Raw genomic sequence first — 14473 nt, 5'->3', positions numbered from 1 at the left:
AATGTTAATTTTGTATATTAATATATACGTATAGGAGGAGAAATAATTTGTCAGATTTACAGACGAAGTTAGGTAGTGGAATGAATAAGTTACAAGAAGGAATAGAACAAGGGAAAATGAAGTTGCAAGTTGCACAAGAAATTGCTCAATTGAAAAAGGGAATGCAAGTGCAAATGCAGAAAAAAGCAGAGGTTCTATTAGAGGTTGGGCAGCAATTGTATGTTCAATTAAGAGGAAGTGGAGTAAATGAAGCGAGCTTAAAAGAAATGATTGCTCCAGTTCAAGAATTTGATGTAGCTATTTATCAAGCAAGAAAGCGCATTGTTGAATTGCAAAAACAACAAGGTGAAAAAGCTACATGTGAATGTGGTGGACCTTTATCAATAAATGATAAGTTTTGTGGTTCGTGTGGAAAACCTAACCCGATGTTAGCAGTAGAAAATGAAGGTGAAACGGTAAATTGTATTTCATGTAATGAGCATATCGATAAAAACTCTACTTACTGTCCAGTTTGTGGAATTAAGCAAAGTGGGGAGTGAATTAAATGTATTGTCGCACATGTGGAAAACAACATGGTGAAGAAGTAAATTATTGCCCAAATGAAGGTAGTATGGAGATTGCAGGAGCTATAGATGCAGTAACATTAGAAAAAGATACTGCAAAATACTGCAAAGGTTGTGGCAGTGAAAATGCTCAAAAAAATTTATATTGTCAAAAGTGCGGGTATTCTTTATCTGTTGTGAAGAAAAAAGAACAATCTGTAAAATTGCCTACAATGGATGGTGCTCCTAAAGTTGAATTTAAAGCAGATAAAGCCGTTTTACAAAAAGGTTTTATTGGTGGGGCTGTTGCAAGTATTCTCATGTTAATTGCTGGTTGGATTGGTAGTTTATTATTTGCTTCTATGTTAAGTGAGATGTTTAGCAAATTTGCGAAAGAATTAGAAATGTTGCCAAGTTTTTATTCGAGTGCAACTTCTACGATGTTAAGTTACCATTTACTTGGTTTTACAGCTAACGATGATAGTGGGTTGATATTTTCTTTATCTTGGCATACTCCATTTACATTATTATTAATCATTCCATTTATTATTTTCGCTGGTACAGGAATTTGGTTAGGGAAACAGCATGTTGCGAAAACGATTAAAGATCAAATCTTTATGGCAGCAACAGTTGGTATTATTTATGGCGTCTTTTTATTCATTATAAGTTTTATAGCATCACAATCTTTTGCAATTCCATTCTCAGAAGCAGGTAAGATTACGGTTGGCTATTCAGCGATTAAGAGTTTATTGAGTGGTTTTGTATGTGGGACATTATTTACCTTATTAGGATTTATTGCTCATACAAGCAAAAACAATATGGCAGTAGCATTTCAAGAGTTAATGCCATATGGAGCGTCTGTGTATTACGGTGTTTCAGCTATGATAAAAGGACTTTTAGTAACAGCGGTAGCGGTTTGTATTATGGCGTTAGTAAGTAAGGAAGACGGTATTGAACCATTAAAAGAAATAACAACTTTAAAATCTGAAAGTACATTATTAGCATTAGAGTTAACACCTCAATTATGGAGTATGGCTCATTTTGCGCCGTTAGAAGTATCAAGTCCAGCACTTAGTAAAGAATTCACTAGAATTGGTAAGAAATCAAATACATATGAGAGCACGCTATCGTTTTCATTTATATCAGGCGTCTCTGTAAATGGCGTAGAGCTTAGGGAGATATTGATTTCAAAAGGAGCAAATGAGGAAAGCCTTGCAGAATTTGATAAAGTGAATAATGTATTCCATTATGGTTTATTACTGCTTATTATTCCATTGTTCTTTATGTTTAGAGCGGGAAGAAAGTTAGCTAAATTACCGACTGCCAATATATATATTACATTAGCGGTATGTAGTGGTTCTTACACAATTATGATGATTGTAATGAATATGATTTCTAAGTTCCAAATTAATGTTTCAGGAACGGTAACAGGTTTATTTGGAACAAGTGGAACGGTATTATCTATGCAAAATTCATTTATATATTTAACTTTGTTTAGCTTGATTGTGACATATGTAGCGGCATTTGCTGGAATGAAATTAGCTAAAAAATAGGAGGAGAGCACGTTGAAGTTTTGTGGAACATGTAAAAAGAATGTTGCAGACTATTTGAACTTTTGTCCTGAGTGTGGGAGTAAAGTAGAAGTAATCGTTGATAACACTGCTGCTTCATATACAGAATTACAAAGCGAGACAAAACCAGTGAAAAGTAAGAAAAATTTATTTTTGATCATTGGTTTTGCTGTTATTGCTGCATTATTATTTGGGGCATATAAATTTGGAGCATATAAGTTTTCAAAAGAAAAGCAAGTAAATGTAATGATTGAAGCATTCCAAAAGAAAGATATTAATGCAATTGATGAGTTTGTAAAAGCGAATGATTCAAGCTTAAAGATTAAGACAGAGGATATTAAAGCGTACATGCGTTATTTAAAAGAGAATCCTTCTTACAACAAACAATTACTGTCTTATTTACAGAAAGAGACAGTAGATCAAAAGTTAACTAAAGATAAATCTTCATTTAAGGACGGGGAAATAGTAGAAGAGGGAAAAGAGTGGTTCTTATATCCAAAGTATAAGTTTAGCATGAAATCTTATTATATGAGCATTAGTACAACTGCAAAAAATGCAGAGATATATGTGAATGACAAAAAAGAAACAGAGCTTTCTAGTGATAAAACTTCGAAAGAGTTGGGGCCATACTTCCCAGGTACATATGTTGTAAAGGCAACGGCGAAGACAGAACTGACTGAATTAGAAACAGAGAAAGAAGTAGATTTAGCGGATGAACAGAGCGAGAAGGTGAAAGTGGATTTATCGCTTGAAGGTAAGTATGTAAGCATTTCTTCTGATGAAAGTGATGCAACTGTATTTGTGAACGGGAAAAAACGTGGAAAATTAAATTATGGAAGTTATAAGCTTGGCCCTGTATCCACAGATGAAACAGTAGAAGTACATTTAGAGAAAACTACTGATTTTGGTGTGATGAAATCTGAAAGTGTTAAAATTGGAGACCAAAGCACGTATTACTTAAAATTCCCGAAAGAAACATCAAGTTCAGCGGTGGGCGAATTTGTAAGAAATCATATTTATGATAACGTACGTGCAATTTCATTAAATGATTTTAGTTTAATTGAAAAGAATTATGATAAGAGCGGGAAATCGTATAAGGAAGACCGTGATTATATACAGTATTTACACAAAAAAGGAATTACAGAAGACTTATTAACGATGGAAGTTCGTAATGTAGAGCGTCAAAGTGATACGAAATATAAAGTAACGACATATGAAGAGTATCATATTCGTTACGGTGATGGATCTGTGAAGTTCAAAAGTTTTAATAACGAACATATTGTAACTGTGAATGGAAATGGAAAGATGTTGTATCATTCTCTTGGTGCAAATAATACGTTGAAATCAGAAGATGTATCTGGTCCAACTCGTTAATATGAGAGAAGCTGTTCAATATTTGAACAGCTTCTTTTTTGTAGCTAAATCGATATTTCGTGTCGAACCGTTGATATATCGTAAGTTATGATAGATATAATTGAAAAATCGTTGATATATTTTTTTACAATTATGAGTGTGTTTCCTTTAATATTTCTTGTACATATGGATCATGTAATATCTGCTCTATAATTGGTAACATGTTTTGTTCAAATGGAATATCGATAGGAAATGGCTTTTGAGAGCCTGGTTTTACTCCATATTGCACAATTTTGTAATGTGTATTGTTTTCAGACTTGAGCACAATTAACTTATAGCGGTTATCATCGCCAGCGAGTGAGAAATCAATAGAAGTAGCGTTATATGTTACTTCATCTTTATATATGTACGGTTTTGGCGTACCAATCCAGTCTACTTTTGCTTGTACATTCATGGGCATAGCCTCCTTATATGTATTATAAATAAATAAAAGCCAGCTCTCAATAAAGAGAACCGGCTTGTAATTTAGCAGTCATTGGTTATTTTAAAATTTTCACTTTAACAGTTTTGCGTCCCCATTTTTGAGCAGCGCTATCTGATCCAAGTAAGATATCGATACGGTTACCTTTAATTGCACCACCAGTATCTCCAGCGATAGCTTCTCCGTAACCTTCTACCCATACTTTAGATCCTAATGGGATTACTTTCGGGTCAACAGCGATCATTTTCATGTTTGGATTCGCAGTTAAATCATGACCCATTGCAGTTAATACACGGCCGCCATATGTGCCACCGTTTTCGCTCGGGTGAGCTGTATATGCTGTAGCTACAACTGTTAACTCACGACCACCAGAAGGTGTGTTAGTTTCAGCAGCTTTTACAGCAGGCTTAGCAGCTGGTTTTGCTTGTGCTATAGGTGCTTGAGCCTTAGCTGGTGCTTCAGCTTTAGCAGGAGCAGTTGTTTCTTGTTTCTCAATTACAGGTGCTGTACCTGTTAAGAAAGGAACATGAACATAAGCTGTTTTCCCGTTATATTCAAATTGTAACCAATCATTTTGTACTTGGTTCGTTGTTTCGATTACATCGTCTTTCTTCAACTTTCCAAGAACCTCTGAGTTTGTGTTCGCTTCAGCACGTACGTTTAATACGTTAGCTGTTACGTAGTAGATGCTTTTTGTGAACTCTGCACTTACGAATGCGTCTTTACCGTTTAAAGTAACTTTTGACCATCCGTTCTCTGTATTTTGTACATCTATTTTATTACCGTTTAGTAATTTACCGACAACTTTTGATTCCGTAGTAGGGTTTTCGCGTACGTTTAGTACGTCTGTTGTTACAACAGTTTCTGCATTAGCAGATGATGTGAAAATCCCAAGACCAAAAACTGCTGCTGTTGCTATACCAATTAATTTTTTCATGATAGCCTCCATTGCGTTTGTTTTCGTGTCCTCATTATAGCAACAGATTTTTTCGGATTTGGGGAAAACACACAATTACAAACCATTCGTAATAAGTCGTTAATATCCTGTAATATAACAAAAAATATAGGAAAGCGTTTTTCATTCTATATGACTCATAGGTTTCTAGTTATATTCAAAATATTTAATACAACATGTTTTTTTCGACGTAAATAAAAATATTACAGTAATGTTACATGATGTTTACTAAACGGTTACATTCCTTGAGTATTTTACCGTTTTATGGGTAATATAGTTATATAAACATAAACATTATGTTTGTGAAGCTATAAACACGTGCTATATACTAGCAAAAAAACCGCATAATTGTTACAAAACGAAAGGGTTGCAAGGAAGAAATTTGCCCTTTTTTACATATGTAACACATCCTTTTTTAGGAAAATACATTCCTATCCGCGTTTTTCTCACACAATTTGACAGCAGTATTTCTAACTTGTAGCTCTTGCAGAGTGAAAAGGTTATACGAAAGGTAAGGCTGTCCATAAGAATTCGAATTGGTGAAGGTGAAAGTAAGAAAATCACCGCAAAATTATAGTTTTCTATCCGATTTTACATATCGGAATTTATGTTATTTACAAAAGCGAAACCTACGAAGGGGGATTTGATGAGGAAACTGACAAAAACATTCATCGTTTCATTAACATTATGTATTGCATTTACAATTTGGGGGATTATTCCCGAATCTATTATTGGAAAAGGTAGTTTAGGAAATGTAACAACCGCAATTCAAACTGCATTAGTTAGTAAGTTCGGCTGGTTTTATATTATTTCCGTTTCTATTATTTTAGGTGTGTCTATCTTTTTAATTGTTTCGAAATACGGTTCTATTCGTCTAGGTAAAGATGATGACGAACCTGATTATAGTTATATGACATGGTTTGCTATGCTATTTAGTGCTGGTATGGGTATCGGCTTAGTTTTCTGGGGCGTTGCTGAACCATTAAACCATTTATACGCACCTCCGTTTGGAGAAGGTGCAACTGAGGAAAGTGCGCGTCTTGCACTGCGTTTTTCATTTTTCCATTGGGGATTACATCCTTGGGGACTATATGCGTTTGTAGCGTTATGTATTGCTTACTTTACCTTTAGAAAAGGAAAAGCAAGTACGATTAGTGCGACAGTAGGTCCGTTATTTAAGGGCGGGGAACACGGGCGTATTGCTCATTCATTTGATGTGTTAGCTGTTTTTGCAACTGTGTTTGGTGTTGCAACGTCATTAGGTCTCGGTGCAAAACAAATTGCGGGTGGTGTTAGTTATTTAACATCTATCCCGAACTCATTAACGACACAGTTAGTTATTATTGCAATCGTAACGGTTCTTTTCATGTTATCTGCACAAACAGGTCTTGATAAGGGAATTAAATATTTAAGTAATACGAATATTATTTTTGCGTTTGCACTTATGATCATTGTATTATTTGCGGGTCCAACAAACTTTATTATGAATTACTTCACTTCAACAATCGGTTCTTATATTCAGGAATTACCAAGCATGAGCTTCCGTTTAAGTCCATTAGACGAAGGTGGAAACCAATGGATTCAATCGTGGACAATTTTCTATTGGGCATGGTGGATTGCATGGTCACCATTCGTAGGTACGTTTATTGCTCGTGTTTCACGAGGCCGTACAATTCGTGAGTTTGTTATCGGTGTGTTACTCGTACCGACCGTAATTGGTGCACTGTGGTTCTCCGTTTTCGGCGGAACAGGTATTCATATGGAGCTGTTTGGTGATGCACATATCTTCGAAAAAGTGAAAGAGATGGGAACAGAAGTAGGATTATTCGCTATGTTCGATCAGATGGGCAGCTTTGGATCAGCTTTATCAGTTTTAGGTATTTTACTTATTGCAACATTCTTTATTACATCTGCAGACTCTGCAACATTCGTTTTAGGGATGTTAACGACACATGGTAGTTTAAACCCACCAAATCGTATTAAAATGATTTGGGGTATCGTTCTAGCCGCGATAGCTTCTACGCTATTATATATTGGCGGATTAGAAGCATTACAAACGGCAGCTATCATTGCAGCATTCCCGTTCGTCTTTGTTATTTTCTTTATGATGGCAGCATTATTTAAAGAGTTACAAAAAGAAGGACGTATGAAGCGTCATTAATAATAGAAGGAAAAGAGCTGATTTCATATCAGCTCTTTTTTTATCCCTCTATTTGCTGAGCAGTAAGAACCCCACCTCAAAATTCAGCAAACGCAAATAAATCGAGCTGCTTATAAAAGCCCGATTGGTGATGGCTAATGAAAGTTTCACTTTATATAGAAGGAATTTGAAATGCGGGTAGGGGAAATAAAATACTTTACCATATAAGTAGTATGCCTTTTATACGAAGAAAAAACGATAGGTTTCGACAATATTCGATCTCTTGCGAATTCTATTCATATTTTTGACAAAAAATTGTCGGAAATGTGTTGTCACGTTTATATATATGTGCTATATTATTTCCTGTAAGCGATTTCAAATAGTTTTAAAGCGCATTCAAGGGGGACATCTAGAATAATGAAACGTTACGAAAGAAAGTGGAAGCATATTTGTTTGAAACGTGTGGCACATCGTAGTGTCCAAGAAAGCACGGAACCTAAGACTGAAACGCGCAAAGAACAGCAAGAGAAGCAATTGGTTCTACAAAAATAGCAATCACTTTTTCGTATATAAATGAAGGTCGATCGTTCGTTGGGGGATGGACGTGAAATTACTTTCAGCTAAGGGGTATTGTCTGATATATAATTTATACGGCAATAAATAAGCACAGAGCATACGGCGCTCTGTGCTTATTTTTATTATTTATCTTTTTTGAATCGAACTGTTTTATCCCAGCCAATGACTTGTTTCTTGCTCTTTGCACGTAAGTATAAGATTAAGCTACGAATAAATAAGTACGTAAAGAGCTGTGCGTACGTAAAGTACATAATAACGCTAATAAAAATATTAGTCGGTGTAAAGGTTCGTTCGACACTCTGGGCACTAAATAATTGAGAAACATATGTAATATATGCGACATACCACATAAATAGTAGCGGAATGCTATATTGAATTTGGAATATCCCGAGTAGCCCAATTACAAACCAAACGTTCGAAATGATTAGGAATAGCCAAAATACAACATACACTAGAACTTGTTGTAAGGAATGAACAAGCAGCTTTCCTTTAAAGAAACTTAATGATGAGAACATTTTTTCTAAAATATATAAATTTCCCTGGAGCCAACGTGTACGTTGTTTAATAAGAATTTTTAAATGCTCTGGTTCTTGTTCCCAAGTAACTGATTCTGGGACGATTGGTAAGAGATAACCTTTTTGTGTAATTCGTAATGTTAATTCAGCATCTTCTGCAATTGCGTAAGGGTCATAGCCACCAAGCTCTTCTAGTGCGGAGCGACGAAGAAGCATGTTTGTTCCTGTCAGCGAGCCCGTTTGGAATAGTAACCAGCGTCCAGATTGCATAAGGAGCTGGAAGATTTGGAATTCTAGCGAAATCATTCGCGTTAACCAGTTTCTTTTTTCGTTTACTGTACGAACGTGTCCAACAGCTCCAACAGCATCTTCAGTTGTTTCAGCGTGTTCTACAAGCATTCGCAGTGCGTGTGGTTCAGGTTGGTTATCTGCATCGTAAACACAGAAGTACTCACCATCTGAAATACTAAGCCCATAGTTTAGTACACGTGATTTACCCTTCGGTTCACCGGGAGGAACACGAATATGACGAATATGAGCATAAGCTTTGTCGAAATCATCTCCGATTTCAGGTGTTTCATCTTGAGAGTTATCATTTAATAAATAAATAGTTAGCTTTCCTGGATATTCAATCTTTGCCATCGCCTCTAAAGTATCTTTAATAACGACGCCTTCATTATGGGCAGGTATGAAAATATCGACGCTCGGATAATGTTCTAGCGTACGATATTTTCGTTTACTATTTCGGTGAATTAAGCCCGCGATTGTTAAGAAAGAGTAGTAAACGAGTAAGCCAGAGAATAGAAAGGCCGTAAAAATAAGTACATATTTAATTGAAAATGTGATACTAATCCAAAAAACGAGTACGCAAAACAGAAGGAATAAAAGAAGTATAACGAGAGTCATCATAACAGTGTCTGTCCTTTGTTTCCAATTTGCTCGCGTGAAATTTTTATATCTTTGATTGCTTCAGCAGCAAGCCATTGCTCCATTTTTGGTTTTAGGCGGTTCATTACAATGTCAGCACCAGCTTCATTTGTGTTTTGTAATAAAATAACTAGCGTATTATTATCATATTCAGCAGCAAGGTCAAAATCATTCCTTACCGTTTCAACTAATAAAGAAGCTACACGGTCCATAACACTTTCCTTTGTATATTTACTAAAGGAAGTGAAATCAAAGTAAACAATAATGCCTGTTTCATTACGACGATTCATTGCAGTCGTTAATAACGCTTGGCGTCTCTCGAATTCTTGTCTTGTTAGTAATTTGGATTCTCCAATATATTGTTCCAATGTTCTCACACGCTCAGTTAAAGCTTTATTTTCATGAATCACTTTTTTCAATAGGTGAGTTGTTATATATACAATGAAGAAGTTAGCTGCCATCAGGAAGTGGGTAATCATATATTGCCATTGATCTGATGTACTCCATAAGTGAAGCCATGCTTGATAGAACAAATAAAATACGGAAATAATGGTTCCTAGTATGAAGAAAATAAATGCTGTTTTGTCAGCTAAAAATAAGAATAGTACATTTACGATTACGTATATTAGTGTAAAAATGAGAGCATGCTCATATTTCGTCACATGTACAGTAGTAAAATAAAATACAATTTGTAAAATCCACATAGAGAGGATTTTATAGAACTTATCTTTCACAAAACTTTCCTCCTTAAAGCTATTTCATCAATAGATACTTGTAGTATGCGCAATTATTAAGAAATTGACCATGTCGTTAAACTCTTTTGAAGGGTAACAACAAGTAGTATCTCTATTTTCATAAGAAAAATAAAAAGACTTAAACATTATTGTATCATAATGTGCCTATATTTAGGATAAATTGATTAATAGATACATAAAAGACGTTTGGATTGCATGAAAAAAGTCTCCTCTTGTAGAAAGAGAAGACTCTATATAAGTTTATAGGAACATCATACCTGCAACTGCTGCGTTTAAGAAGTTCGCTAATGTACCAGCGATAACTGCTTTAATCCCTAATTGTGCAATTTGTTTACGGCGAGTAGGAGCTAACGTTCCTGTTACACCTAATTGAATTGCGATAGAAGAGAAGTTTGCAAATCCACAGATTGCAAATGTTAAAATTAGATTTGTTTTGTCAGAGAACTCTGCCATGTGTGGTCCTAAGTTTGCGTATGCAACGAATTCGTTGATTGCAAGTTTTTGACCGATAAAGCTTGCTGCTTGTATCGCTTCACCAGGAGAAACCCCGATTAAGATTGCGAATGGTGATAATAAGTAACCAAAGATTAAATCAAGACTAAGTTTAATATCGAACAGAGAACCAACCCATCCTAATAATCCATTTAATAAAGCGATTAATGCGATGAAAGCCATTAACATTGCTGCTACGTTAATAACAAGTTGCATACCTTCAGATGCGCCGCGTGCAGCTGCATCAATAACATTTGCGTCTTCACGTTCTGTAGAAAGTTCAACGTTATTATCTACTTTTTCTGTCTCTGGCATGATTAGTTTCGCAATTAATAAGCTCGATGGAGCCGCCATAATTGCAGCTGCTAATAAGTGCTCTAACGGAATACCCATTGCTGCATAACCGACAAGAACGGATCCAGCAACAGCTGTCATACCGCTTACCATAATAGTGAAGAATTCACTATTTGTTAAGCGTGCTAAGTAAGGTTTAATTAAGATTGGAGCTTCAGTTTGTCCTAAAAATACAGTCGTTACTGAGTTTAAGCTTTCTGCTTTAGAAGTTCCAAGAAGTTTACTTAATGCACCACCAACGATGCTAACAAATTTCTGCATAATACCGAAATAATATAAGATTGCTACTAATGAACTAATAAATACGATTGGAAGTAGTGCTTGAATAAAGAATACAAATCCCCAAGGTCCTTTTGCGTTGACTAAATCCCCAGTAACGAACTTAATTCCCTCGTAAGAAAAATTAATTAATCCTTGAACACCGTCAGCAGCGTGTTTTAAACCTGCTTTACCAGCATCCCATCGTAATACGATAAATGAAAATGACATTTGTAATGCTAGCGCGATTAAAATTGTGCGCCAATTAATAGCTTTGCGGTTGGAAGATAGTAGAAAAGCAATTGCTAATACTCCAATCACGCCGCCAATTCCCCATAAAAGATTCATGCAGTGTATGCTCCTTCCTCATAGTAAAAACAGTGTATAAACCAGTTGTCTATACGTTTACGAATATAACATCTTAAGTAACTTATCATAATGGACATCGGAGGTCAAACGTCTAATGAAAAGTTTAAATAAAAAGAAAATTCTTCAAAAAAACACATATAAAATAAATAGACATGAAATAGGTTATGTTTTTTATGGAAATATATACATTATGATAACGTTATGCATTGTTTTTGCAGAATAAAGTGTATGAAATGGAAGAATGGATACATTATTTTTATAGAGGGAAGCTAGAGGAAAGGGAGTAATGTGTTGAAATCGTACAAAAAAGCCTTCTAGTAAACTAGAAGGCTTTGAAACTATTAATTAAGGTGCTTTCGTGTATCCTAAGAAGTGGCTCTTCCAATAAGAGTTACTTAATGAAGCGATTGCTACACCTTTATCTCCAGCTTGGATAAATGATCCGCCCCCAAGGTAAATACCCATGTGAGAAGGACCAGATTTATAAGTGTTTTGGAAATAAATTAAGTCACCAGGTTGTGGACTTGAAGTTTGTGGTAGGCTACTCCAATATCCTGCAACACTTTGGCGGCTAATGTTATGACCAAATTTCTTAAATACGTGGTAGATGTAGCCACTGCAGTCTACGCCGTTAGCAGAAGTTCCGCCCCAAACGTACGGTACACCTTGCATTGATTTTGCATATGCAAGTACGGAAGAACTGTCGCCGCTATTGTTGCCTGTATTATTATTGTTGCTATTGTTTTGATTGTTATTTTGGTTATTGTTAGGCTTATTATCTACTGCGCCTCCAACTGGTGTTTTAGATAGGTAACGTGTTCCGATATAACCAGTTTGACCGTTGTAGTTAATTTTGCTCCATCCAGAGTTTTCAGAGATTACTTGAACCTTCTGTCCTTGTGGAAGTGCGCCTATGATTCTATAATTTGTACCTTCGCCGCTACGTACATTTAGTGCAGAAGCATTAATGTAGTAGTCGCCAATCGCACCTTGGTTAGGTTTTTCAGGTTGTTTTGGTTGCTCAGGAGTAGTAGTGCCACCTTTAACGAATTTTACAAATTCGCTACTAACAAAGCCTGTTTTTCCTTGGTAATTTACTTTAAACCAACCGTTTTCAGATCCAACTACGTTTAATGTTGTACCGTTTAAAACGCCACCAATTACACTATGGTAAGCGGCAGGGCCTGTACGAACACGTAAAGACGTAGCGTTAACTACGTAAGAACCGCCAGTTTGAATAGTTCCATTATTATTGTTTTGCTCTTGTTTGTTGCCTTCTGTAACGTTTTCGTTAGAACCGCCTTTTGTTACATAGTCTTTGCTTACATAAGCAGTTTGTCCTGCGTAATTGATTTTGAACCAATCTTGAACTTCTCCAACAACTTGTACTACTTGTCCTTTTGTCACAGAACCTACAGTTGTGTGAGAAGTGCTAGGACCTGTACGAACGCGAAGGGAAGATACATTTACTGTATAGTTTCCGCTTGCTGGTTTTACTTCTTGGTTGTTATTATTCGTATTGTTGTTTGAAGAACCTGTATTAGAAGAAACGCCAGATACGAATTCGCCACTTACATAACCTACTTGTCCATTATGGTTAATTTTCACCCAACCATTTTCTTGTCCAATTACGTTTAATGTTTGTCCTTCATATACACGCCCAGAAACAGAACTAGATGTGTTAGGAGCTGTACGTACACGTAATACATCAGCGGTAACTTTATTGTTTCCACCTGTACTTACATTGTTGTTTGCTGCGCCACTTTTTGATACAAATTCGCCACTAACAAAGCCTGTTTGTCCATTAATGTTAATTTTGAACCAACCGTTTTCTTCGCCAATCACGTTTAGTGATTGACCGTTATAAACGCGTGAGATGATGTCGTGAGAAGTGCTTGATCCCGCACGAACATGTAATACGCTCGCGTTTACCTTATAAGATGAGCTGTTTGATGCAGAAGCTTGGACAGTTGTAGCAGCTTTTTGTGTATTTTGTTCAGGTGCAGCTTGAACACTATCAAGTGTAGGTGCTGCTCCTCCTGCTACAGACACTGCCGCAAGACCGGCAAGATACTTTTTCATAATTTGTCGATTCCTTTCTGTCTGTAATGTAGTGAAGAAATATTTACCAACTGTTAAAAATTCTAAAGAGCATGTCGATTACTGTCAAGACTTATATAGGAATCTGAATATGACAAAAAGATTACAAGAAAAAAATCAAGGCATAAAATTACACCTTGATTTCCATTTAAATGCATATATTGAATATGAAAGGACAGAAATTATTCGTGTTTAAGAAGATGCCATATTGGATTGTAATAAGATTTGATTAAAAGATTTTTGCAGTTTTTTGGTGATAGGCCCAACTTGCCCATCTTGAATCGCGGTCCCATCAAGGTGGGTCATTGGTAAAATTTCAATCGTTGTGCCTGTAAAAAAGCATTCATCTGCTTGATAAACGTCACGAACGCTGAAAAGTTCTTCCTGCACAGGAATGTGAAGAGTATTCGCTAAAGAAAGGACATATTGACGAATAATGCCATTTAAAATAAGGTGATTGGCTGGATGTGTGTAAAGCGTTCCGTTTTTAATTAAAAAGAAGTTGGAATGGCTTCCTTCCGTTACAATACCGTTCCTTACGAGAAGTGCCTCTTTACAGCCTTTCCGTTCAGCTTTCGTAGCAGCTAGTACGTTTGGTAATAAATTTAATGATTTAATGTCACAGCGTAGCCATCGAGTATCGGGTTCTGATATAGCGCGTATACCATATTCAATCCATAAAGCTGGTCGTTCTTTTTTTGTAATATAGGCATAAATTGTCGGAGGGTTGTCATATGAAAATACATGTGTGCGAGCTTGTACACCACGAGATACTTGCAAATAAATGGTGCCATCTTCGTGGAAATGGTTTCGTTCAATTAATTTGTAAAGTAAAGTGATGAGCTCAGCTTTTGAGAAAGGGAGCGATAATTCTACTTCTTCCATGGATCGATATAATCTCGTTATGTGCGGATCTAATAAATGAAAGTTCCCTTTATATAGGCGAATAACCTCATAGACACCATCTCCGAACTGCGAACCTCTCTCTTCAAGTTCTATGTACGTTTGTTGTTTTGTTGTATCAATAACTTCATCATTCCAAAGTACAAATTTTTCGTATGCCAATTTCCGTCCCATCCTTTCGT

General features: G+C 35.9%; 11 protein-coding genes. 4 read left to right on the top strand and 7 right to left on the bottom strand.

The annotated features are described in order from the left end of the window. Window positions 1–47 precede the first annotated feature (47 nt). Genes GBN78_RS09965 through GBN78_RS09955 form a run of 3 tightly spaced genes read left to right on the top strand, consistent with a single transcriptional unit; the run spans window position 48 to window position 3487 of the window. The gene (locus tag GBN78_RS09965) at window positions 48–539 is read left to right on the top strand and encodes a zinc ribbon domain-containing protein (RefSeq protein WP_070184478.1); all 492 of its coding nucleotides are present in this window, start codon (window positions 48–50) and stop codon (window positions 537–539) included. Between the two features lie 5 nt (window positions 540–544). Further along, window positions 545–2095 carry a zinc ribbon domain-containing protein gene (locus GBN78_RS09960; protein ID WP_000271640.1) on the top strand — a complete coding sequence of 517 codons (1551 nt, stop codon included), beginning with the start codon at window positions 545–547 and terminating at the stop codon, window positions 2093–2095. A 12-nt stretch (window positions 2096–2107) separates the two neighbouring features. Then, window positions 2108–3487: a zinc ribbon domain-containing protein gene (locus GBN78_RS09955; RefSeq protein WP_070184477.1), complete on the top strand. Its 1380-nt coding sequence runs from the start codon at window positions 2108–2110 to the stop codon at window positions 3485–3487. 130 nt (window positions 3488–3617) lie between these two features. Here GBN78_RS09955 and GBN78_RS09950 read toward each other — a convergent pair whose 3' ends face one another. Both GBN78_RS09950 and GBN78_RS09945 read right to left on the bottom strand, forming a co-directional pair. Continuing rightward, entirely contained in the window at window positions 3618–3920 is a 303-nt protein-coding gene (locus GBN78_RS09950; RefSeq protein WP_001102542.1) for a DUF3910 family protein, read from the bottom strand. Window positions 3921–4005: 85 nt separating this feature from the next. Next, window positions 4006–4884, bottom strand: coding sequence for a cell wall-binding protein EntA (locus tag GBN78_RS09945; protein ID WP_044584989.1), 879 nt, complete (start codon window positions 4882–4884; stop codon window positions 4006–4008). A gap of 664 nt (window positions 4885–5548) precedes the next feature. Here GBN78_RS09945 and opuD point away from each other — a divergent pair. Next, complete coding sequence (gene opuD / locus GBN78_RS09935) at window positions 5549–7063, top strand: glycine betaine transporter OpuD (RefSeq protein WP_001230117.1); 1515 nt, start codon at window positions 5549–5551, stop codon at window positions 7061–7063. 677 nt (window positions 7064–7740) lie between these two features. Here opuD and GBN78_RS09930 read toward each other — a convergent pair. The 5 genes from GBN78_RS09930 to GBN78_RS09905 form a co-directional block, all read right to left on the bottom strand. After that, window positions 7741–9042: a glycosyltransferase family 2 protein gene (locus GBN78_RS09930; protein WP_070184476.1), complete on the bottom strand. Its 1302-nt coding sequence runs from the start codon at window positions 9040–9042 to the stop codon at window positions 7741–7743. Continuing rightward, window positions 9039–9794 carry a nucleotidyl cyclase domain-containing protein gene (locus GBN78_RS09925; RefSeq protein WP_000653224.1) on the bottom strand — a complete coding sequence of 252 codons (756 nt, stop codon included), beginning with the start codon at window positions 9792–9794 and terminating at the stop codon, window positions 9039–9041. Before GBN78_RS09925 ends, GBN78_RS09930 begins: the two co-directional genes overlap by 4 nt. Before the next feature lie 261 nt (window positions 9795–10055). Then, window positions 10056–11267 (bottom strand): NupC/NupG family nucleoside CNT transporter, encoded by a 1212-nt coding sequence (locus tag GBN78_RS09920; RefSeq protein WP_001051029.1) that lies wholly within the window; start codon window positions 11265–11267, stop codon window positions 10056–10058. Window positions 11268–11633: 366 nt separating this feature from the next. Continuing rightward, window positions 11634–13370, bottom strand: a complete 1737-nt coding sequence (locus GBN78_RS09915) for a C40 family peptidase (RefSeq protein WP_070184475.1) — start codon at window positions 13368–13370, stop codon at window positions 11634–11636. Window positions 13371–13580: 210 nt separating this feature from the next. Then, window positions 13581–14465 carry a D-amino-acid transaminase gene (locus GBN78_RS09905; RefSeq protein ID WP_074595267.1) on the bottom strand — a complete coding sequence of 295 codons (885 nt, stop codon included), beginning with the start codon at window positions 14463–14465 and terminating at the stop codon, window positions 13581–13583. Window positions 14466–14473: the final 8 nt, after the last annotated feature.

It is taken from the genome of Bacillus sp. B2-WWTP-C-10-Post-4, from assembly GCF_009183805.1.
Lineage (GTDB): Bacteria > Bacillota > Bacilli > Bacillales > Bacillaceae_G > Bacillus_A > Bacillus_A cereus.
This window is presented reverse-complemented; position numbering and strand designations above follow the sequence as displayed.